This window comes from Pseudomonas sp. DSV-1 (assembly GCF_035830915.1).
Taxonomy (GTDB): domain Bacteria; phylum Pseudomonadota; class Gammaproteobacteria; order Pseudomonadales; family Pseudomonadaceae; genus Aquipseudomonas.
Window position 1 is genome coordinate 3,907,555 of sequence record NZ_JAYMYG010000001.1, and the last position, 21,440, is coordinate 3,928,994.

The 21,440-nt window shown below is 57.5% G+C and carries 23 protein-coding genes and 1 tRNA gene; 12 read left to right on the top strand and 12 right to left on the bottom strand.

Features of this window, described 5'->3' with window-relative positions; all coding sequences use genetic code 11:
* Positions 1 to 2: 2 nt before the first annotated feature.
* Genes VSQ83_RS18285 through VSQ83_RS18295 form a run of 3 tightly spaced genes read left to right on the top strand, consistent with a single transcriptional unit; the run spans position 3 to position 3,016 of the window.
* On the top strand, positions 3 to 461 hold the full coding sequence (locus VSQ83_RS18285) for a tripartite tricarboxylate transporter TctB family protein (protein ID WP_219262924.1): 459 nt from the start codon (positions 3 to 5) through the stop codon (positions 459 to 461).
* 1 nt (position 462) lies between these two features.
* On the top strand, positions 463 to 1,977 hold the full coding sequence (locus tag VSQ83_RS18290; RefSeq protein ID WP_133077688.1) for a tripartite tricarboxylate transporter permease: 1,515 nt from the start codon (positions 463 to 465) through the stop codon (positions 1,975 to 1,977).
* Positions 1,970 to 3,016, top strand: a complete 1,047-nt coding sequence (locus tag VSQ83_RS18295) for an AbrB family transcriptional regulator (protein WP_133077689.1) — start codon at positions 1,970 to 1,972, stop codon at positions 3,014 to 3,016. Before VSQ83_RS18290 ends, VSQ83_RS18295 begins: the two co-directional genes overlap by 8 nt.
* A gap of 44 nt (positions 3,017 to 3,060) precedes the next feature.
* Here VSQ83_RS18295 and ung read toward each other — a convergent pair whose 3' ends face one another.
* From ung to VSQ83_RS18310, 3 genes are all read right to left on the bottom strand, one after another.
* Entirely contained in the window at positions 3,061 to 3,753 is a 693-nt protein-coding gene (gene ung, locus VSQ83_RS18300; RefSeq protein ID WP_133077690.1) for a uracil-DNA glycosylase, read from the bottom strand.
* A 62-nt stretch (positions 3,754 to 3,815) separates the two neighbouring features.
* On the bottom strand, positions 3,816 to 4,124 hold the full coding sequence (locus tag VSQ83_RS18305) for a hypothetical protein (RefSeq protein WP_133077691.1): 309 nt from the start codon (positions 4,122 to 4,124) through the stop codon (positions 3,816 to 3,818).
* Positions 4,125 to 4,324: 200 nt separating this feature from the next.
* Complete coding sequence (locus VSQ83_RS18310; protein ID WP_219262927.1) at positions 4,325 to 4,762, bottom strand: DUF3757 domain-containing protein; 438 nt, start codon at positions 4,760 to 4,762, stop codon at positions 4,325 to 4,327.
* Between the two features lie 273 nt (positions 4,763 to 5,035).
* Between VSQ83_RS18310 and VSQ83_RS18315 the strand changes: the two genes are divergently transcribed.
* The 4 genes from VSQ83_RS18315 (at position 5,036) to VSQ83_RS18330 (ending at position 7,123) form a co-directional block, all read left to right on the top strand.
* Positions 5,036 to 5,245, top strand: coding sequence for a cysteine-rich CWC family protein (locus VSQ83_RS18315; protein WP_326427298.1), 210 nt, complete (start codon positions 5,036 to 5,038; stop codon positions 5,243 to 5,245).
* A gap of 45 nt (positions 5,246 to 5,290) precedes the next feature.
* Complete coding sequence (locus tag VSQ83_RS18320) at positions 5,291 to 6,001, top strand: pseudouridine synthase (RefSeq protein ID WP_133077694.1); 711 nt, start codon at positions 5,291 to 5,293, stop codon at positions 5,999 to 6,001.
* An 84-nt stretch (positions 6,002 to 6,085) separates the two neighbouring features.
* On the top strand, positions 6,086 to 6,943 hold the full coding sequence (locus VSQ83_RS18325; protein ID WP_326427299.1) for an alpha/beta fold hydrolase: 858 nt from the start codon (positions 6,086 to 6,088) through the stop codon (positions 6,941 to 6,943).
* A 106-nt stretch (positions 6,944 to 7,049) separates the two neighbouring features.
* Positions 7,050 to 7,123, top strand: a tRNA-Gly gene (locus VSQ83_RS18330).
* 85 nt (positions 7,124 to 7,208) lie between these two features.
* Here VSQ83_RS18330 and VSQ83_RS18335 read toward each other — a convergent pair.
* The 4 genes from VSQ83_RS18335 to VSQ83_RS18350 all read right to left on the bottom strand — a co-directional run bounded on the left by VSQ83_RS18335 (position 7,209) and on the right by VSQ83_RS18350 (position 11,041).
* A complete protein-coding gene (locus tag VSQ83_RS18335; protein WP_326427301.1) occupies positions 7,209 to 8,486 on the bottom strand; it encodes a diguanylate cyclase domain-containing protein in 1,278 nt (425 codons plus the stop codon).
* 80 nt (positions 8,487 to 8,566) lie between these two features.
* Positions 8,567 to 9,202 (bottom strand): LysE family translocator, encoded by a 636-nt coding sequence (locus tag VSQ83_RS18340; RefSeq protein WP_133077697.1) that lies wholly within the window; start codon positions 9,200 to 9,202, stop codon positions 8,567 to 8,569.
* Between the two features lie 89 nt (positions 9,203 to 9,291).
* On the bottom strand, positions 9,292 to 10,449 hold the full coding sequence (locus tag VSQ83_RS18345; RefSeq protein WP_326427302.1) for a phospholipase D-like domain-containing protein: 1,158 nt from the start codon (positions 10,447 to 10,449) through the stop codon (positions 9,292 to 9,294).
* A 1-nt stretch (position 10,450) separates the two neighbouring features.
* Positions 10,451 to 11,041: a YceI family protein gene (locus VSQ83_RS18350; protein WP_133077699.1), complete on the bottom strand. Its 591-nt coding sequence runs from the start codon at positions 11,039 to 11,041 to the stop codon at positions 10,451 to 10,453.
* A gap of 238 nt (positions 11,042 to 11,279) precedes the next feature.
* Between VSQ83_RS18350 and olsB the strand changes: the two genes are divergently transcribed.
* Positions 11,280 to 12,035, top strand: coding sequence for an L-ornithine N(alpha)-acyltransferase (olsB, locus tag VSQ83_RS18355; protein WP_133077700.1), 756 nt, complete (start codon positions 11,280 to 11,282; stop codon positions 12,033 to 12,035).
* Complete coding sequence (locus tag VSQ83_RS18360) at positions 12,035 to 12,814, top strand: lysophospholipid acyltransferase family protein (protein ID WP_326427304.1); 780 nt, start codon at positions 12,035 to 12,037, stop codon at positions 12,812 to 12,814. The genes olsB and VSQ83_RS18360 overlap by 1 nt, the downstream gene beginning before the upstream one ends.
* A 1,194-nt stretch (positions 12,815 to 14,008) precedes the next feature.
* Here VSQ83_RS18360 and VSQ83_RS18365 read toward each other — a convergent pair.
* Entirely contained in the window at positions 14,009 to 14,278 is a 270-nt protein-coding gene (locus tag VSQ83_RS18365; RefSeq protein WP_219261615.1) for a short-chain dehydrogenase, read from the bottom strand.
* Between the two features lie 424 nt (positions 14,279 to 14,702).
* Positions 14,703 to 15,290, bottom strand: coding sequence for an acyl carrier protein phosphodiesterase (locus VSQ83_RS18370; RefSeq protein ID WP_133077704.1), 588 nt, complete (start codon positions 15,288 to 15,290; stop codon positions 14,703 to 14,705).
* Positions 15,291 to 15,445: 155 nt separating this feature from the next.
* Between VSQ83_RS18370 and VSQ83_RS18375 the strand changes: the two genes are divergently transcribed.
* From VSQ83_RS18375 to VSQ83_RS18385, 3 genes are read left to right on the top strand one after another with little or no spacing between them, the layout of a single operon-like run.
* Complete coding sequence (locus tag VSQ83_RS18375) at positions 15,446 to 15,748, top strand: ArsR/SmtB family transcription factor (protein ID WP_019822239.1); 303 nt, start codon at positions 15,446 to 15,448, stop codon at positions 15,746 to 15,748.
* An 11-nt stretch (positions 15,749 to 15,759) separates the two neighbouring features.
* Positions 15,760 to 16,926, top strand: a complete 1,167-nt coding sequence (locus VSQ83_RS18380; protein WP_133077705.1) for an MFS transporter — start codon at positions 15,760 to 15,762, stop codon at positions 16,924 to 16,926.
* Positions 16,927 to 16,946: 20 nt separating this feature from the next.
* A complete protein-coding gene (locus VSQ83_RS18385) occupies positions 16,947 to 17,996 on the top strand; it encodes an alkene reductase (RefSeq protein ID WP_133077706.1) in 1,050 nt (349 codons plus the stop codon).
* Between the two features lie 627 nt (positions 17,997 to 18,623).
* Here the strand turns inward: VSQ83_RS18385 and rpoS are convergent.
* The 3 genes from rpoS to VSQ83_RS18400 all read right to left on the bottom strand — a co-directional run bounded on the left by rpoS (position 18,624) and on the right by VSQ83_RS18400 (position 21,407).
* Positions 18,624 to 19,628 (bottom strand): RNA polymerase sigma factor RpoS, encoded by a 1,005-nt coding sequence (gene rpoS, locus VSQ83_RS18390; RefSeq protein ID WP_046810484.1) that lies wholly within the window; start codon positions 19,626 to 19,628, stop codon positions 18,624 to 18,626.
* 106 nt (positions 19,629 to 19,734) lie between these two features.
* The gene (locus tag VSQ83_RS18395) at positions 19,735 to 20,562 is read right to left on the bottom strand and encodes a peptidoglycan DD-metalloendopeptidase family protein (protein WP_133077708.1); all 828 of its coding nucleotides are present in this window, start codon (positions 20,560 to 20,562) and stop codon (positions 19,735 to 19,737) included.
* Between the two features lie 209 nt (positions 20,563 to 20,771).
* Positions 20,772 to 21,407, bottom strand: coding sequence for a protein-L-isoaspartate(D-aspartate) O-methyltransferase (locus VSQ83_RS18400; RefSeq protein ID WP_219261723.1), 636 nt, complete (start codon positions 21,405 to 21,407; stop codon positions 20,772 to 20,774).
* Positions 21,408 to 21,440 lie beyond the last annotated feature (33 nt).

A 21,440-nucleotide genomic window follows, 5' to 3' on the forward strand; every position in this document is an offset into this window, starting at 1 on the left:
CCATGCTCTTCCAACGCATTTTTGCCTCAGTGCTGCTGCTCGCGTGTGCCGCACTGGCGCTGATGGCCTGGCCCTATCAGGCGCAGTTTTCCTATGAACCCGTTGGCCCGCGGGCCTTCCCGCTGCTGATGCTCGGCCTGATGGGACTGGGGCTTGTCTACATGATTTTTCGCCCCACGCCCGTCGTCCACAGTGAAGACGACCCGCAGCTGGACCGCGAAACCCTGACCAAGATCGCGCTGTGCACCGTGTTGCTGCTGATCTTCGCCGGTACGTTCGAGCCCTTGGGTTTTATCCTTAGCAGCATCCTGATCGGTATCCCGATGGCACGCCTGTATGGCGGACGCTGGCTACCCAGTTGCGTGATCGTCAGCCTGATAAGCGTCGGTCTTTATCTGCTGTTCGATAAAGCGATGGACGTCCCACTGCCGCTTGGCCTGCTCGAAGCTCTGGAGAACTGATATGGATACTTTTGGCTATTTGGGCCAGGGCTTTGGCGTCGCACTCAGCCCGTACAACCTGGTCACCGCGCTGTGCGGGACTCTGATCGGCACGGTGGTCGGCCTGTTGCCGGGGCTTGGGCCGATCAACGGGGTCGCACTGCTGATTCCAATCGCATTTGCCCTGGGCCTGCCACCGGAGTCTGCCCTGATTCTGCTGGCCGCGGTCTATCTGGGCTGTGAATACGGCGGCCGTATCAGCTCAATCCTGCTGAACATCCCGGGCGAAGCGTCCACCGTGATGACCACCCTCGACGGCTACCCTATGGCCCGCAAGGGTCTGGCCGGGGTGGCGCTGTCGCTGTCCGCGTGGAGCTCGTTCATCGGCGCCTTCATTGCCACCTGTGGCATGGTGCTGTTCGCCCCGTTATTGGCCAAGTGGGCGATTGCCTTCGGCCCGGCGGAATATTTCGTGCTGATGGTGTTCGCCATCGTTTGCCTGGGCGGCATGGCCGGGGACCGCCCTCTCAAGACCTTTATCGCTGCACTTATCGGGCTGTTTCTGTCCACAGTCGGGATTGATGCCAACAGCGGTGTTTACCGGTTCACCGGCGACAACATCCACCTGACTGACGGCATTCAGTTTGTCGTGCTGGTACTGGGCCTGTTTTCCATCAGCGAAATCCTGTTGCTGCTGGAGAAAACCCACCGCGGCCAGGAAGCCGTGAAGGCCACGGGCCGCATGATGTTCAACTTCAAGGAAGCGTCTGCTGTATTTGTCGTGAACATCCGTTGCGGCTTGCTCGGCTTCATCATGGGCGTACTCCCGGGGGCAGGCGCAACACTGGCCAGCGCCGTGGCCTACATGACCGAGAAACGTCTGGCAGGCGCTAGCGGCAAATTCGGCCAGGGCGACATGCGTGGTCTGGCAGCACCTGAAACCGCCATCGGCGCTTCGGCCTGCGGCGCACTGGTGCCCATGCTGACTCTCGGCGTACCGGGTTCCGGCACCACGGCGGTGATGATCGGCGCCCTGTCGCTGTACAACATCACCCCGGGCCCCCTGTTGTTCCAACAGCAACCCGATATCGTCTGGGGCCTGATTGCGTCGTTGTTTATCGCCAACATCATGCTGGTCATCCTCAATATCCCGATGATCCGCATCTTCACCCGCATTCTCTCGGTGCCAAACTGGGCGCTGGTGCCGGTGATCGCAATCATTACCGCAATCGGTGTATACGCCGTGCACGCCACCACGTTCGATCTGTTCCTGATGATCGGTATCGGCATCTTCGGCTACATCCTGCGCAAGCTCGACTTCCCGCTCTCTCCGGTACTGCTGGGGTTCATCCTGGGTGGTTTGATGGAGCAGAACTTGCGTCGTGCGTTGTCGATTTCCAACGGTGCGCTGGAGATCCTGTGGGCAAGCCCGATCACCCTGGGTGTCTGGGTGCTGACGGCGATCATGTTGCTGCTGCCTGTGCTGCGCATCTGGCGCAAGCGTAGTGCTCAACGTCGCGCCTTGGCCGATGCTTGATTCAGGATTCAGGCACTGGTGGGGCACGCCACTGGTCGGTCTGGCCGGTGGCTACCTCGCCAGCCTGATCGGCTGGCCGTTGCCGTGGATGGTCGGCTCCTTGCTGGCCATCATCCTGGTGCGCTGCCTGACACCCTGGCAGTTGGCCGAGATCCCTGGCGGACGTAAATGCGGTCAGTGGATTGTGGGCATCGGTATCGGCCTGCACTTCACGCCCGTGGTCATGGAGCAGGTGCTGGCACACTTCTGGCTGATCCTGGCGGGCGCCCTGCTCACCAGCGTATCGAGCGTCATCGGTGTGTGGCTGATGCGCCGCAGTGGTGAGGACCGCGCCACGGCGTTCTTCTCCAGCATGCCTGGTGGTTCGGGTGAGATGGTCAACCTCGGCGCCCGCAACGGCGCCGTGTTGAGCCGGGTTGCTGCTGGCCAGAGCCTGCGGGTGCTGACCGTTGTACTGTGCGTCCCGGCAGCCTTCAAATACCTGATGGGCGAAGGCGCTCCCGCCTTGCAGCCCGCACCTGTCAATTTTTACTGGTTGGCGCTGCTGTTTCCGGCAGGGGCTTTGCTGGCCTGGATCTGGCAACGCTTGCGCCAGCCCAATCCGTGGCTGTTCGGGCCGCTGCTGGTCAGCGCCAGCGTCAGTATCCTGTGGGATTTGCACACTGGCCTGCCGGACGGCAGCAGCCAGATGGGCCAGTGGCTGATTGGCAGCGGGCTGGGTTGTCACTTCAACCGGGCGTTCTTTCGTCGGGCGCCGTCCTTTATCGGACGAACCTTGCTCGGCACCGCGGTGACAATGCTGATCGCCAGCCTGTGTGCGCTGGGCTTGAGCACCCTAACCCAGCTCGATCTGCGCTCCATGACCCTGGGCATGATGCCCGGTGGTATCGCAGAAATGAGCCTCACGGCAGAAACCCTGCAACTGTCAGTCCCGCTGGTCACGGCCTTGCAGGTCATGCGCCTGATCTTCGTGCTGTTTTTAGCCGAGCCCCTGTTTCGATACTGGGTTCGCCAGGACCACAACGGGTCATCTCTGTAATCCTGGGCACACCCGATGTCGCGGGTGTGCCTCCTCCCATGCACTTAAACCGGCGGCAGTTTCCAGTCGATCGGGGACAGGCCGTTTTGCTCAAGGAACTTGTTGGTCCGACTGAAGTGGCCGTTACCAATAAAACCCCGATAGGCAGACAACGGTGAAGGATGCACCGAGGTCAGCACCAGATGCTTGGTCGCATCAATGAGTTTTTGCTTGCTCTGGGCATGGGCACCCCACAACAGGAAAACCAGCTTGGGCTGCTGCTCGCTCACCACCTGGATAATCCGGTCAGTGAAGTGTTCCCAGCCTTTTTTGGCATGGGAGGCCGCATTGGCGCGCTCCACCGTCATTGTCGTGTTGAGCAGCAATACACCCTGCTCGGCCCAATGCTGCAGGCAGCCGTGGGGGGCGATATCGATGTTCAGGTCACGTTTGAGCTCTTTATAGATATTGACCAGCGAAGGCGGCGTCGGGATACCGGGCTGCACTGAAAAACACAGGCCATGCGCCTGGCCCGGGCCGTGGTAAGGATCCTGCCCCAGAATCACCACCTTGATCTTGTCCAGCGGCGTCAGGTTCAGGGCGTTGAAAATAAGCGGACCTGGCGGGTAGATCTCTTTGCCGGCGGCATGCTCCTGGCGCAAGAACTCGCGCAGCCCGGCCATGTAAGGTTTATCGAACTCCTCACGCAAAGCCTGCTTCCAGACAGGTTCAAGTTTTATACGGTCATCCGACGTCATGGCTACATCCTGAAAAACAATGGGGCGGACACTAGAAAAGCCCGCCCCCATTGTCAACTGCCCTAACGGCCCCGCCACCCTCCGCCATTATCGGGGCCCCTGCCATAACCAGGCCCGTGGCCAGGATGATAGCCTCGCTCGCGGTAGTAGCCCCGTGGTGCAGGGTAGTAACGCGGCCCCTGATAGTAGCGTGGAGCTGGCGCGTAGTAGCCACGCGGGTAAACATGGTAAGGACGGTAACCGCCTTCGTAATAAGTGACCGGAGCCGAGTACACCTCAGAGCGGTAGTAACCGGAACTGCCCGAGTAGTAAGGCACGCAGGCTGTCACAGATAAGCTGATGGCAATGATAGAAAGTAGGCGACGATACATGGCGGCCTCCTGGACCGCGAAAGAGCACCCCCAGCGACGCTGGGGGGCGACAAACAGCAACAGCGTCTGACACCTGTTAAGACAGCAAAAATGATATTCAGTGCCGTTGATAAAACGCGTCAGACCTGCAGATCCGACCAAGGGTGAGTGCCATCCCTGGCACCTCTCGCAGGTCGACCCGCCGTCAGTTAATCAAGCACTCAGTCGAGCACCGAAAAAGCACAGGCACCAGCGTTTGCGGCAGTGCACTCGTACACTATCAGCCCCACGCCGCTTTCAATCATTGTCCAGCTGTCAATATTGGCAAGACGCATTGAATGTTCATTCGCCGTACTTTGACGATACGACAAGTTGATCCGGGAGCGGTCCTGAGCTTTATATTCACAATATCCGATGCGACCGGCAGTGCCTTGCTGATTGTTCAACGGATAAAAAACAGCGCCCTCAAATGACGTCAGCCGCGAAGGTGACAAAGCACTGGAGACCGCGATCCATTCATCCCCGGCCCTGTGGCTCGGCGCCGTGTAGACGCCCTCCCTGAGGGTCACATTATCAACACTCGGACAACTTTCGGCCGCACTGACCAGTGAACTTGCCGACAGAAACAGTGCGCACAAAAAAACATGAACTGACTTCATAAACAGACACTCCAGAAGATGAATTTTAATGTTGATATTTACGAACAGGCGTTGCCTGCCGATAACTTCAAGAGTAATCAACCAAGACTATTTAACAATGCCGTTATACGTAGCTACTTTCCGATAGTGTTGCGTGAAGTTATTTAACAACTAACTATTCGCCAATGAGCGGGTGTACACACCTGAACGACTCGAGCAACAGAACCCTGCGTACACCTCCAACAGCGATTACCATAGCTCGAGTAAACGCCTGCCCCACAACGGACACCTGACATGACCACGCCCGACCTTTGCCCAGCCTGTGGCGCCCGTAACGACTGCACCCAGGCCAACCCTGACACCCTGGGCCAACCCTGCTGGTGCTTCGGCGTGACTATCGACCCAGAAATCATCCGTGCCTTGCCAGTGGAGCAGCGCAATCTGACGTGTCTCTGCCCTCGCTGCGCGAACGTTCTGAGCCAATTGCAGCCAGCGCAAACGTAACACCTCACGTAAGATGTTCGGCTGTATTCCTTGTGATTGATCGCTATGCGTGTAGACCGTTTTCTGAGCAACCTGCCCCAGTTCAACCGCCAACAGGTTCGCTTGCTCATGATTGAGAAGCGCATCCAGGTCGATGGGCAGGTCATCAGCGATCCGCGCCACGAAATCAATGCATTCAGCCGTATCGAGCTGGATGAGAACATCCTGCAGGCCGGAAAACCTGCCCGGTACTTCATGCTGCACAAGCCACAAGGTTGCGTAAGCGCCACCCGGGATGCGGAGCATCCCACTGTGCTCGACTTGCTGAATGAGCCGGACAAGCATGACCTGCATATCGCCGGTCGACTGGACTTCAATACCAGCGGGCTACTGCTGATCACCAATGACGGGCACTGGTCGCGCCATGTCACCCAGCCGCAGACCAAGATGCCCAAGGTGTATTACGTCGAGACCGAGCAGGAAATAACCGATGCCTACATCAGCAAATTTCGCGAGGGCGTCTATTTCGCTTTCGAAGACTTGACCACCCAGCCCGCCGGGCTGGAGTTGCTGGGCCCATTCAGTGCGCGCCTGAGTATCGTTGAAGGTCGTTACCATCAAGTCAAACGCATGTTCGGCTTCTTCGACAACAAGGTCATGCGCCTGCACCGTGAGAGCATCGGGCCACTGGTGCTCGACAGCCAACTGGCCCCCGGCGAGTACCGGGCGCTGAGCGAGCAGGAAGTGCTTCAATTCCAACCCGCACCTGCGAGTTAGCCTGCAACGGGGCCTACCCCTTTCTGTAACAATCACGGAGCACCATCAGTCAGACCGACGCTCGATTCACCGGAGTCTGACGCCATGATAACGCCCGAAATCGCTGTGCTCGATATTCAAGGCCACTATCGAATTCACACCGAGTTCTATCGCTGCGACACCGCAGAAAACACCATTATTCTGGTCAATGGCTCAATGGCCACGACCGCCTCGTTTGGCCAGACCCTGAAAAACCTGCACCCCCATCTGAACGTCGTTCTGTATGACCAGCCGTACGCGGGCAAGTCAAAACCCCACAACCCTCATCAAAAGATGCTGACAAAAGAGCTGGAAGCCCAGGTGCTTCTTGAGCTGATAGAACACTTTGACGCGAATTATCTGCTGTCATTCTCGTGGGGGGGGACTGCGGCACTCACAGCGTTGGCAAACACACCACGGCGTATCGAAAAAGCGGTGATCAGTTCCTTTTCACCGCTGATCAACGAAGCCATGCGCGATTACCTGGAACGTGGCCGCAGTTGCCTGGCAGCCTGCAATCGCACTCAGGTCGGCAACCTGGTCAACGACACGCTGGGCAAACATTTGCCGCCCCTGTTCAAGCGCTTCAACTTCCGCCATGTCAGCACGCTGGCCGCCCATGAATACGCGCAGATGCATTTTCATATCAATCACGTCCTCAATAATGACCAACCATGCTTTCTCGATGCTGCCAGGGGCATTGATATTCCGGTGTTGTTTATCAACGGCGCATGGGACGAGTACACCGTGGCCAACGATGCCAGGCGCTTTGCGCACCCCATCGCCAACAGCCAGTTCATCAGCCTGGAAAACACCGGGCACTTTCTGGACATGGAGCACAAATCTGCCAGCCACATCAGCAGAACCGCGCTGCTCAATTTTTTAGAACCGACACAAAGTGAACACCAGCAACAGTCCCTGTGAAGCGTTCCAGGTAACCCGGAAATTGAAAAAACACTGCAAAATTACGCATTTGAAGAATAAAACTTCTCATCAAGGCTGACATCTGGTACAAAGTCAGCCGCTCTGAGCGGGTGTCGTATAATGGTATTACTCCAGCTTCCCAAGCTGATCACGCGGGTTCGATTCCCGCCACCCGCTCCACTTCTTCAAGGCTTTCACCCCTCTGAAAGCCTGGCCTGTACAGCAGCAAACTCCCCCTTCGCGTTTTACAGCTTGCACACGATGTTCACCCGCGCCCCCTCTTTTTGACTCGATACATCGCCGTATCTGCATGGTGCAGCAATTGCTGGGCCTGCTCTCCGTGCTCGGGGTAAACCGCAATGCCAATGCTGGGAATGATGTTCAGCGTGTGATTGCCAATCAAGACAGGCTGGCTGAGGTTAAGGCGAATTTTTTCAGCCACGATCAGCGCATGCGATGGCAGTTTGAGCCTCTCCAGCACCAGCACAAATTCATCCCCGCTCATCCTGGAGACCGTATCGCTTTCGCGCACGCACAGCGTCAGGCGCCGCGCCGTCTGCTGCAACAAGTCATCACCCACCGCATGCCCATAGTTGTCGTTGACGAGTTTGAAATGGTCCAGATCGACATACAGCACGGCCAGGCATTCATTGTCCCGTTTGGCAGCGGCCAGCGCGCGGTGCAGGCGATCATAGAGAAGGTCGCGATTGGGCAAGTGAGTCAAGGCGTCGTACTGCGCCAGATACTGCAGGCGGGCATGCAATTGCTTGCGCTCAATGGCCGTTGCCACCTGGGTCGACACGTATTGCAGCAAGTCTTTGTGTTGCTCGGTGTAGCGTTCTTTACCCGGCAGGCTTTTGACCACCAACGCACCCATAGTGCCGTTCTGAGTGGCCAGCGGAACACCCAGCCATGACGGCCCATGGTCAGGCACATGCATGACGGGCTGGCCACTGAGCATGACCTCCTCACTCAGGTGGCGAACGGGCGAGTGCTGCTCAAGTGGATGATCGTCGACGTAATAGGGAAACGTCAGCGAACCCTGCTCCCGAAGTGCGACCGAGAAACTCACCGCGGGCAACCACTGCCCGATGAGCTGGTGCACACATTTGAACAGCGCCAGCAAATCCTCGGCCCCATGGGCAGCCTCCGAAATCGCAAAAAGAGCCGCCTGGCGTGACTCCGCCAGTTTGCGCTCGGTGACATCGCGGGCCACGGCAATGCGCATTTCATGGGTTTCAGACCAGCATGCAGACCATTGGATATGCACCACATGCCCGTCCTTGTGCACATAGCGGTTCTCGAAATTGAGCTTGGGTTCACCGGCCATGATGTCGCTGGCCGCGAGCAGCGTTCGCTCACGGTCAGCGGGGAAGACCAGATCGATCATCGACTGGCCTTTAAGCTCGTGGGGCTCATAGCCCAGGATACGTTTGCAGGCTGCACTGACATAAACGAAGCGACCATTGCGGTCCACCACACAGACAGCGTCAAGCAACAGGTCAATAAAACCTGCCTGGAGCAGGTAATTCTTGATGTCCATAGGGCAACTCGATGCCTCAGGGTTAAATGGAAACATTCATCCCTGACTCACACACCGCACCGCATTCCCTGCCACCTACGTCAAACGATAGTTCGTAACAACCCAGGCAGTGCATGCATCAACGCACTGATGGCAAAACCGATGAACATGACCCCGCACAGCCGGGTAATCAGCAGCTCATGACGCTGATAGAGTGCCCTGACATGCCCCGCTCCTACAATACCAACCAAAATCGCGTAGGCCATCGCCCCACCGACAAAACTCAATGCGATCAACCAGGGCAGCATTTCCCAGGTCAGAAGCTCTGCACGGCTGGACAGCAGCGCCGTAAACGTCGCCACCGCCACGGGATACGCCTTGGGATTGGTCAGGCCGAAGAAAATCCCGTGAGCAAACGGCTGTCGCGCCGGTCCTTGCCGGGCAACGCTGCTGCGCTGGGCGCGCACCGCGCGCAATCCCAGCCAGAACAGGTAGAGCCCGCTGATCAAGCCCAACACATTGAAGGCGGTGCTGCCAAATTCACGCGCGCCCACGATGGCGATCAGCGCCGTGCTGCACCAGATCACATCACCCAGCAAATGCCCGCACAGAAACCCGGCCCCGGCACGTCGCCCACGGGCCGCACCAATGCCAAAAACAGCGAGCACGCCTGGCCCCGGGGTGATGCCATAGATAAAACCAGAAGCCAGAACGGCCAGTAACAACGAAGGTGTCATGCACACAGCTCCAAAAATCATGCCTCACGCTTTGCGTGACCCGTGAGGTCGCCCGATTTTGCACGTTCTTGAAGCGTCTGTAACCGCGTCTAGTGTCGACGCCCCAAAACATTAACCACCAGCCGATCGACCCAGCCCCAGATACGCTGTTTTACTCGTCGCCAAAGTGGTCGTGACTGCCAGTCTTGCAAGCTGACAGGCAGGCTTTGGGCAAAGTCGGCGTTAAAACTGGCGACCACCGCCTGCGTCAGCGCCGGGTCGAGCGCCTCGAGGTTGGCCTCAAGGTTGAAGCGCAGGTTCCAGTGGTCGAAATTGCACGAGCCAATGCTGACCCAATCGTCAGCCAGCACCATCTTCAGGTGCAAAAAACAGGGCTGGTATTCCAGTATCTGCACACCGGACTTCAGCAGCCGCGGGTAATAGCGATGACCGGCGTAACGCACGGAAGGATGGTCGGTGCGCGGCCCCGTGAGCAACAGCCGTACATCAACGCCCCGGGCCGCGGCGCGACGCAGAGAGCGGCGCACACTCCAGGTGGGCAAGAAATAAGGCGTGGCCAGCCAGATACGTTGGCTGGAACTGTTGATCACCCGCACCAGCGATTGCAGGATATCGCGATGTTGATGAGCATCCGCATAGGCGACACGGCCCATGCCTTTGGCCTCCCGGGGCAGGCCAGGCAAGCGTGCAAGCCCGAAGTGAGTGGCGGGCTTCCATGCCTTGCGACTGATATTGGCGCGCCATTGACGATCAAACAGCATCTGCCAGTCCATGACCAGCGGGCCTTGAATGTTGACCATGACTTCATGCCATTCACAGGTGTCGTCACTGGGGCGCCAAAACTCATCCGTAACGCCAGTGCCCCCGACCACGGCCAGTTGCTGATCCACCAACAACAGTTTGCGATGATCGCGATACAGGTTGTTCAGGCCACGGCGCCAGCTAAGCGGGTTGTAATGCCTGAGTTCAACTCCGGCATCGGTGAGCCTTCGGCGCAAACTCAAACCCAGGCCCAGACTGCCATAGGCGTCAAACAGGCAGCGCACTCGCACCTCGCGCCAGGCGGCGTGTTCCAGCGCCTGCACGATGGCTTCGGCGCAGCCACCCGCCTCAACCAGATACAACTCCAGATCAATCTGCTCTTGTGCCTGCTCGATGGCTGCCAGTATCCGGGGGAAAAACCGGGAACCATCGATCAGCAACTCGAACTGGTTGTCGCTGCGCCAGCCAAACACCGCGCCGGCCATCTTAGCGAGCCGTGAAAATCAGTACCGCACCCACCGGCACTGAAAAACTGATGGCTGACAATCCAGCCAATTTGCGCAAGGTTTCGAGCTCCGGCTGCAGGCCAAAATCTTCGGCTTGCAGCATCAGCGGCTCCAGGGTTACGACCTGAAAGCGCCGTTCATCAAGGCGGGTGGCCAACAGTTCGGCCTCATAGGTGTGTTGTTTGCCGCGCAGGCTCACCGTGACAGGCAAGTGCAGTTCCAGTTGCGCACCGGGGGCAAGATCATTGATCGGTTGCAAGTCAATCTGCGCCGTAATCTGTGCTTCCGGGAAATGCTTGAAATCGAACAGCACGTCGCGCATGCGCTCATCACGCAGCGGTACGGCACTGTTGACCGAATCCATTTCTATACGCAATTGCGCCAGGCCTTTACGGTCGACCTTGCCGTGCAGGACCAAAAAGCGATGCACGTTCGCGATATTGGCATTTTGCGTGGAGACAAACGAAAGCCGTGATGACTCACCGTCCAGATACCAGTTGGCCTGGGCAGAAAGGCTCACGCCAAGGGTCAACAACAAGGCGCAGGCAGAAGAAAACAACACTTTAAGCATAAAAACTCATCGACAAATAAACGTGGGCGAACATTAACCCTGGCGAGCGGTTTTGGCTGGACTTTTTAACACAGTGTTAGGACGCCGTCAGACACCGACAGTTCCTCCGGGGCTCCTGTCATACAAGCATCATCCAAACGTCACAGGGGTGACATTGCACCTGCCTAGCCTGAAGTTGCACACCTCAGTCGATTGGCAGAAACCCAAGGCGGGCCCGGTGCCTGCACGGAGATTCGCAATGTCCCAGATCGTCCGTATCCGCGACACCGCTCCAGAACGCCGTCTGCAGGCAGAGCGCCTGATCGGGCCCGACGCTTTGCGCGAGGCCCAGACCCTGCGTTTTCGTGTGTTCAGCGGCGAGTTGAAGGCCAGGCTCAAAGGCGCCGAACATGGACTGGACGAGGACGGTTACGACGCGCATTGCGAACATATCGGGGTCCGCGACCTCAATAGCGGCCAGCTGGTAGCCACCACTCGCCTGCTGGATCACAGTGCCGCCCGAAACATCGGCCACTTTTACAGCGAAGAAGAATTCAACCTTCACGGCCTGGCCAATCTGCAAGGGCCCGTACTTGAAATCGGAAGAACCTGTGTCGACCCTGCCTACCGCAACGGCGGCACCATCGCCGTACTCTGGGGCGAGCTGGCAGAAGTCCTCAACCACGGCAATTACCGATATCTGATGGGCTGCGCCAGCATCCCCATGCAGGACGGCGGCATCCAGGCTCAGGCAATCATGCAGCGCCTGCGCGAACGCTACCTGTGCACGGAACATTTGCGCGCCGAACCGAAAAAGCCGTTACCGGCCCAGGAAATACCCGCCAACGTCATCGCCGAAATGCCGCCATTGCTCAAGGCCTACATGCGCCTGGGCGCCAAGATTTGCGGTGAACCTTGCTGGGATGAAGACTTCCAGGTGGCAGACGTGTTTATTTTGCTCAAGCGCGATGAGCTATGCCCGCGTTATGCGCGACACTTCAAGGCGGCCATGTAATGAGCCGTTTGCGCCGATATGGCCGAGTGGCGCGTGTGCTGGCCGTTGTCAGCCTGGGGCTGGGCATGGCCAGTGCGTTCGCCGTGCTTGAGCGCTTGAGTCTGAGCAGCACGATGGACCGTCGCCAGCGCTGGTCGCAATTTTTCATGTCTCGCCTGAGCAACGCCCTGCCCTTTCGCATCACCGTCGTCGGCCAGTTACCGGCAACGCCCATGCTGTGGGTCAGCAACCACGTGTCATGGACCGACATTGCGCTGCTGGGGCAACTCACCCCGCTTTCGTTTTTGTCCAAATCAGAAGTCCGCGGCTGGCCCGTTGCCGGTTGGCTGGCGGCCAAGGCCGGGAGCCTGTTTATTCGCCGGGGCGCAGGAGACAGCCAACTGATTCGCGAGCAAATGAGCCAGCACTTGCAGCACCCGCTTTCTCTGCTGATGTTTCCCGAGGGCACCACCACTGACGGGCGTTCGATACGTACCTTTCATGGTCGGTTGTTATCGGCGGCGATAGACAGCCAAGTGCCCCTGCAGCCGGTGGCCATACGCTATTTACGCAATGGCCAGATTGATGGGATAGCACCGTTTATTGGCGACGATGACTTGCTGTCACATTTACTGCGCCTGTTTAGCCATGAACAGGCCGAGGTCGAAATCCATCTGCTAGAGCCCATCGCCAGCCAGGCGCAGGAGCGCGCCGTGCTGGCGTTCAGGGCGCAGGAGGCGATACGGCGGGTGGTGACAGCGCCGGTGACGCAAACAGCTCCTCTGGGGGCGATGATCTGAACTGCCCTGTGTAACTGGAATAAAGGTTCCGCCCTCATTCCGGCACTGTTATGGGCATTCGTGGCGCTCAGGTAATCGAGTGGCTACAAATGCGTCGCAGACGTCACAAAACCTTGCGCAAAACCCGTAGTCGCTGACGAGGAACGAAGGCTGCGTTCGCTTTGGTGCGCCACTGCGACGCAGCAGTCGTAAAACCGGACACAGCGATCGTTCAGGTAAATCCCGGACTCAGGTTTACGGTCGCTTCGCAACCGGACGCAGCCTCGCACGGCTCGTCAGCGACTACAGATTGAGCCGCGCGCACTTACACCAACTCCGGCACTGTTATGGGCATTCGTGGTGCTCAGGTAATCGAGTGGCTACAAATGCGTCGCAGACGTCACAAAACCTTGCGCAAAACCCCGTAGTCGCTGACGAGGAACGAAGGCTGCGTTCGCTTTGGTGCGCCACTGCGACGCAGCAGTCGTAAAACCGGACACAGCGATCGTTCAGGTAAATCCCGGACTCAGGTTTTACGGTCGCTTCGCAACCGGACGCAGCCTCGCACGGCTCGTCAGCGACTACAGACTGAGCCGCGCACACTTACACCAACTCCGGCACTGTTATGGGCATTCGTGGCGCCCAGGTAATCGAGTGGCTACAAATGCGTCGCAGACGTCACAAAACCTTGCGCAAAACCCGTAGTCGCTGACGAGGAACGAAGGCTGCGTTCGCTTTGGTGCGCCACTGCGACGCAGCAGTCGTAAAACCGGACACAGCGATCGTTCAGGTAAATCCCGGACTCAGGTTTTACGGTCGCTTCGCAACCGGACGCAGCCTCGCACGGCTCGTCAGCGACTACAGACTGAGCCGCGCACACTTTCACCAAACAGGCCGGCCGGTCGGCCGCCTCGGGGCGCAGTGCTTTTGAACTGCCCGCCCCTTCGGGAGGCCGAGAGGAGGTTCTGCGCAGTGGGCATCCCGGCATGGATGCCGGGAGAGCCGTGTTGGGCCAGGGATGGCCCGTCACGGCGGGCCCACGGAGCGGGACCGGAACGAGGGAACCTGAGCGAAGCGAAGGCCGTACGCTGGGGCGAGGACTTTTTGGTTCCTTTTTGGTCCTTCAAAAAGGGACTCGCTGTAAGAGCGAAACCAATATTCCAGTTAAACGCTGATGCCGGATATGTACTCAATACATCAGTAATAAAAACGGTATCAAACAGGCCGCAAGCGCCAGCCCAAGACATCAAGCATGTCACAACCGTCGCGCAGCAATTGCGCCGAAACCGTGGCCAGGTGTTTGAGGTCGACAGAATCGGCCTGCTGCACTTCGCGGGCGGAGAACATTTCCATCAACTGGGTGACGGCCAGAACGCGGGCGACGGCGTTGGCGTGAAGTACGTCCAGGGGCGCGTTGCGGTCGATCAATAAGGCGGGGATGGTGCAGTCGATAGCGGTGAGGGGGATAAACTGGGAATGAGTCATAAGTAAACCTCTGATGCTATATGTAATAGCCATCCGTTTTCGTCGCCAAACAAAAACAGGTGGCCGCTGTACGCGGGTTGGCGAACCGGTCATCCCCAAAACCCGGCAGACCCGAAGGTCTCCCACGTACAGCCGCCATAAAACACAGCGCGCAAAATACACGCTCCGCCATATATAGCAATTGCACATATTTTTGAAAATGTTCCAAGTCGCCAAACCCGGTCGCCTTATCGGCGAGCACCGACTATAGGCCGCGCACCAAGCACCAGCAATTGCCAACCCTGTGCGAAAAATCCCGAAAAAACGTGAGCGTTAAACAACGCGGGCAATCCCATGGCCAAGGGAAATCGAGTCCACATCAATGCACGTGTCAACATAGGGTTTTTGCTGCTGCTTCGCAGCAGATCGCAGCCTTCGGCAGCGACTACAGAGATCCCTGCCGGTAGCAGCCCGCTGCAAACCCCTGCAACTGCGGATAAAACAACCGGAAATCCTCACTCAACGGCTCATACAACGCCTTTAAATCCTGCATCGCCCCCGCCAGCTCTTCGGGGCGCGACAGACGCCGCGCAATCCCGTTGAACACCTGCTCCAGCACATCAAAATCCCGGTACGAACCCAACCAGTCATGGGCCGCCATGTGCGGTGCGATACTGGCCAGCCTGCGCGGCAACTGCTGCTCAGCCACCAGCACGCGATAAAAATCCGAGGTAAAACGCTCCAGCGGCCCCTCGGCATACTGCCCCCAGTCCCGGGCCAGGCAGTGGTCGAAAAACACATCCAGCACGATGCCGGCATAGCGCCTGCGGGTGCGGGTAAAACGCGTCAACGACTGATCAACCAACGGGTGATTGTCCGTGAAGACATCAATGCTGCGATGCAGTTGAATCCCGTGTTCAATCTCGGGGCTGTACTGACCGTGCAGCCGACCTTTGACGAAATCGCCATAAAGACTGCCAAGTAATTCTTCAGGACGCTGGCCGCCCAGGTGCAGATGTGCGAGATAATTCATGGCGCGCAGTTTAGCACTGCCACACCAATATCGTTATAACCCGATATACCGATTTGAACTGACCTAAGATCAAATCCATATTTGTATATCGCGATATAACGATTTAAAGTTCGCCTCATCGCGATATAACGTTGTACCCATTGAGCACTGCCACCATGCCGATCGACCTCGACGAAATAATAAAAGCCCTGGCACACCCAGTACGCCGAGAAATTCTCAACGCACTCAAAAACCCTGATGCTTCGTTCCCTGACCAAATCCACTCCACCGAACACGGTGTGTGCGCCGGGCAGTTTGATCAACTCTGCGGCCTGTCGCAGTCGACGGTCTCTGCCCACCTGGCAACGCTACAACGAGCGGGCCTGATTACCAGTCAGAAGCACGGCCAGTGGCACTTCTTCAAACGTAATGAGGAAACCATCAAGGTCTTCCTCGAAAAAATCAGCCAAGAGCTTTAACAAGGACTTCCATGCCACTCTCGCTACTCATTCTGGCGCTCAGCGCTTTCGCCATCGGGACCACCGAGTTCGTGATCATGGGCTTGCTGCCTGATGTAGCAGCCGATCTTGGCGTATCGATCCCGGGTGCGGGTTGGCTGGTGACCGGTTACGCGCTGGGCGTGGCCATCGGTGCTCCGTTCATGGCACTGGCCACGGCCAAGTTGCCGCGCAAAGCCGCTCTCGTCGCCTTGATGGTGATCTTTATCATCGGCAACCTGCTCTGTGCCCTGGCCAGTGATTACAACGTGCTGATGTTTGCCCGTGTCGTTACAGCCTTGTGTCACGGTGCGTTCTTCGGCATCGGCTCGGTCGTGGCTGCAGGCCTGGTACCAGCCAACAAGCGCGCTTCGGCGGTAGCACTGATGTTTACCGGCCTGACCCTGGCCAACGTGCTGGGCGTTCCCTTGGGCACCGCTCTGGGGCAGGCCGCAGGATGGCGTTCAACGTTTTTTGCAGTCACCGTGATTGGTGTCGTGGCGCTGATCGGCCTGATCCGCTTTCTGCCCGCCAAGCGTGACGAAGAAAAACTCGACATGCGTGCCGAACTGGCCGCACTCAAAGGCGCCGGGATCTGGCTTTCCCTGAGCATGACTGCGCTGTTTTCCGCGTCCATGTTCACCCTGTTCACTTACGTAGCGCCCCTGCTCGGTGATGTCACCGGCGTATCGCCAAGCGGCGTGACCTGGACCTTGCTGCTGATCGGCCTTGGCCTGACGGTAGGCAACATCATCGGGGGCAAGCTGGCGGACAAGCGCCTGGCCGCTACATTGATCGGTGTTTTTATCGCGATGGCCGTGATGTCGACCGTACTGACCTGGACCAGCGTCGCCGTGATCCCGACCGAAATAACCCTGTTCCTGTGGGCCGCCGCTTCGTTTGCCGCCGTACCGGCGCTGCAAATCAACGTCGTGACCTTCGGCAAGGCCGCACCCAACCTGGTTTCAACCTTGAACATCGGCGCTTTCAACGTCGGTAATGCGCTGGGCGCCTGGGTCGGCGGCAGTGTCATCGCCCACGGTTTCGGCCTGACCAGCGTTCCCCTGGCTGCTGCAGCGCTGGCGATTCTGGCACTGCTGGTCACCCTGATTACTTTTCGCCAGAACGGCAATGCCGAGCTGGCAACTGCCACACATTGATCCCTGAGAGGGCTGCATAAATGACCACGATTTTTGATCCGATCAAGCTGGGTGATCTTGAACTGCCCAACCGCATCATCATGGCTCCGCTAACCCGCTGCCGCGCCGATGAAGGTCGGGTTCCCAATGCGCTGATGGCTGAATACTACGTTCAGCGCGCCTCTGCGGGCTTGATCCTGAGCGAAGCAACTTCGGTGACGCCGATGGGCGTCGGCTACCCCGACACCCCAGGAATCTGGTCCAACGACCAGGTCCGCGGCTGGACCAACATCACCAAGGCAGTACACGCTGCCGGTGGCCGGATCGCTCTGCAGTTGTGGCATGTCGGGCGCATCTCGCACCCGATGTACCTGAACGGCGAAGCGCCAGTCGCCCCAAGCGCCATTGCCGCCAAAGGCCATGTCAGCCTGGTTCGCCCCAAGGTTGAATACCCGACACCTCGCGCACTGGAAACGGCCGAGATCGCCGATGTTGTAGAGGCCTACCGCACAGGCGCAGAAAACGCCAAGGCTGCCGGCTTTGATGGTGTAGAGATTCATGGCGCGAATGGCTACCTGCTCGATCAGTTCCTGCAAAGCAGCACCAACAAGCGCACCGACCAGTACGGTGGCAGCGTGGAGAATCGCGCTCGCCTGTTGCTTGAAGTCACCGACGCAGCCATCGAAGTCTGGGGTGCTGGCCGGGTTGGCGTGCATCTGTCGCCACGGGCCGACCTGCACGATATGGGTGACGACAACCTGGCTGAAACCTTTGGTTATGTAGCCCGCGAACTGGGCAAACGTGGCATTGCGTATATCTGCGCCCGTGAGCACGAAGCAGCAGACAGCCTCGGCCCACAACTCAAGCAAGCCTTTGGTGGCCCATACATCGCCAACGAAAGCTTCACCAAGGACAGCGCCAATGCATGGCTCGCTGCGGGCAAGGCAGATGCCGTAGCCTTCGGCGTACCTTTTATCGCCAACCCGGACTTGCCTGCACGCCTGAAGGCCGATGCGCCACTCAATGAAGCACACCCTGAAACCTTTTATGTGAAAGGTCCTGTGGGCTATATCGACTATCCAGCGCTGTAAGTACTGAACCGTCGGCCTGCAGAAACAGGCTGGCTGGCACCACAACGCAAAACGCCCGAGGTCTGTGACCTTGGGCGTTTTGCGTTGCACGATTCGGTAAAGTGTTTTTCGCGAGTCTTGAGGCTCTAAAGCAGCACACCCGGTTATTATTCAGGCAAAAAAAAGGGGCGGTTTGACCCGCCCACATTTTTTCCCTAGTCCCTTTTTTCCTTCTCATCATCCTGATGAATCGCATCCCGCGATGTCCGTCTGCGTTCTTCCTTGAGCGCCGTGTCGATCCGTCGACACAGTTCAAATACTAGAGTTTTATAGGATTGCTGCAAGCGCATCAGTTATAGATTTTTATTACACAGCCTCTTTGGACTTGTATTAAAAAACCTTATTTTTCATTGAGTTATGAAAACAATGAAGTAAGAAAAAGGTGCTTGCCTGACCTATTTAAGCCCTTGGCTTACGTGAAAGGTAAGTAAAGGCTTACAGCACTACGCAGATAATAATCAATCTTGTCCGTGACATCCCATTTCCAAACAAACCGATAAGGCACAAGACAAAACGGCAATCGAAACATTTTCCATCACACACAAAAAACCCCGAAAAGCTCGGGGTTTCAAGTCAGCCTGTTGTGAGTTACTGGAACAGCGACTCACTCGACAGACCGTTGCGTTCAAGGATTTCCCGCAGGCGCTTGAGACCCTCGACCTGGATCTGGCGCACGCGTTCACGTGTCAGACCGATTTCCAAACCTACATCTTCAAGGGTGCTGCTTTCATGACCACGCAGCCCGAAACGGCGAATCACCACCTCACGCTGCTTGTCTGTGAGTTCAGACAACCACTGATCGATACTTTGCGACAAATCATCGTCCTGGAGCAGCTCGCAAGGATCTGTAGGACGATCATCGGTAAGGGTATCAAGCAGCGTTTTGTCTGAGTCAGGGCCTAGAGAAACGTCTACCGAGGACACCCGCTCGTTGAGCCCAAGCATGCGCTTGACCTCTGCGACAGGTTTTTCGAGCAGATTGGCGATTTCTTCAGGGGAAGGTTCATGATCGAGCTTTTGCGTGAGTTCACGCGCAGCCCGTAGATAGACATTGAGTTCTTTAACGACATGGATCGGCAAACGGATGGTGCGGGTCTGGTTCATGATCGCCCGTTCAATCGTTTGGCGGATCCACCAGGTGGCGTAAGTCGAGAAGCGAAACCCTCGTTCCGGGTCGAATTTCTCGACGGCCCGAATCAGTCCCAGGTTGCCCTCTTCAATCAGGTCAAGCAACGACAACCCACGATTGACGTAGCGACGTGCGATTTTCACCACCAGCCGCAAGTTGCTTTCAATCATGCGTTTTCGCCCGGCGGGATCGCCACTTTGCGACAAACGAGCAAAGTGGACTTCTTCTGCAGGGGAGAGCAACGGAGAGAAGCCTATTTCATTGAGGTACAGCTGGGTCGCATCGAGCGCCCGCGTGTAGTCAATGTACTTATGCTGTTTTGTAGCGGGTGCTTTTTTGGACTTGGTTCGAGCTGTAGGGGTTGAATCGTCTTCTTCTGACATCAAGTCGCTGTCGATGTTGGAGTCCATAAGGAGCACCTCATCGTCGATGTCAAACCCCGGCGCTTCTTTGTTGAGAGCCATTGCTATAGTCCTTTGATGAGTTCGACCTCAAGCTCAAGCATCGCCCAAGTCCTTGGCAACGCTGGAGCCTGTTCCTTATCCACATCAGGAACAGGCTGGTAAGCGATCAACGGCGAGGAAGGAATTGCAATGGATCTACAGGTTTACCTTGACGGCGAATTTCAAAGTGAAGCTTCACCCGGTCTGTACCAGTTGACCCCATTTCGGCAATTGTCTGTCCGACCTTGACCTGCTGCCCCTCCCGAACCAACAGCCTACGGTTATGACCGTAAGCACTGACGTAGGTATCGCTGTGTTTGATGATGATCAGTTCGCCGTAGCCCCTCAATCCACTGCCAGCGTATACAACCGACCCATCAGACGCAGCTAAAACAGGCTGTCCCAAATCACCGGCGATATCAATACCTTTATTCAAACTACCGTTTGAAGAAAATTTGCCGATCAAAATACCGTTCGAAGGCCATCCCCAACCCTTGGGTGCGGGGCCTGCTGGCAGCGGCGCGGCGGCTGCAGGCGCAGCTGCGACAGTGCCGGTACGCTTGATAACCGTGGTCTTGCTGCCCGCAGAAGACGAAACCACGGTGCTGGTCGTGCCACCTGCTGGCTGGCTCCCAGAGCGTCCGTCAAAACGAATCACCTGGCCTGGGACAATGGTGAACGGGGCGCCAATATTGTTACGGGCGGCCAGAGCCTTCCAGTCCCAGCCGTAGCGAAAAGCAATCGAAAACAAGGTATCGCCACGACGTACGGCGTATTGCCCTGTGGTCACTGCCGGACGCTGGGCTACCCCGTTACGGTCAACGACATTTACGCCACTTTTGGGGCTGCTGGAGCACGCGGCCAACAATGCCAGTGTGGCACTCAGGAACAGACCGACCACCAGCCTCTGAAGGCTTTTGCTGCTCATACGCTGCGCAATGACTGTGAGACTCACCCGCCGCTCCCTTTGAAGATGGCTAAATAGTAAAACGCCAGTACTGGCCATGGTTTAGCGCAAGTATAACTGGCTACAGGGCTTTTACAGACTGCAAAGCCGAATCATAAACACACTGTATAAAATATAAACAAACACTGGGCAGGGCCCGGGTGACGGGCTTTATGACCCGCAGCTCACCCTATAATTCACCCGACGCCAATAAAGACTCAGGCCAGCGGCCCGTTAAGCAGTGGCACAAAGCGCACATTACCGATTACCCGTCGGGCAAAGCCGTGCTCTTCGCGTACGATCAACATCAACTGCTGGACCTCTCCCGCACCGACCGGGATCACCATGCGTCCACCGGGGGCCAGTTGGTCGAGCAATGCCTGAGGCACATCGGTCGCGACGGCCGTCACGATGATGCCGTTGTAAGGCGCCAGCGCAGGCCAGCCTTCCCAGCCATCGCCCCAACGGAACACCAGGTTGCGCAGATTGAGTTCAAGCAATCGTTCCTTGGCCCGATCCTGCAGCACCTTGATGCGCTCGACCGAGAATATCCGTTCAACCAGCTGCGAGAGCACGGCGGTTTGATAACCCGATCCGGTGCCGATCTCCATCACCTTGTCCAACGGCCCGTCCTCAAGCAGCAGCTCGCTCATGCGCGCCACCATGTAAGGCTGAGAGATGGTCTGGTTATTGCCGATGGGCAGCGCCGTGTCTTCGTATGCCCGGTGGGCCAGGGCTTCATCCACAAACAAATGACGTGGCGTGCGGCGAATGACCTCAAGCACGTCCTGGTTAACGATGCCCTCTTCACGCAGGCGCTGGATCAGCCGCTCTCGTGTGCGCTCAGAGGTCATGCCAATGCCACGGTGCATCATGCCATCCTGCTC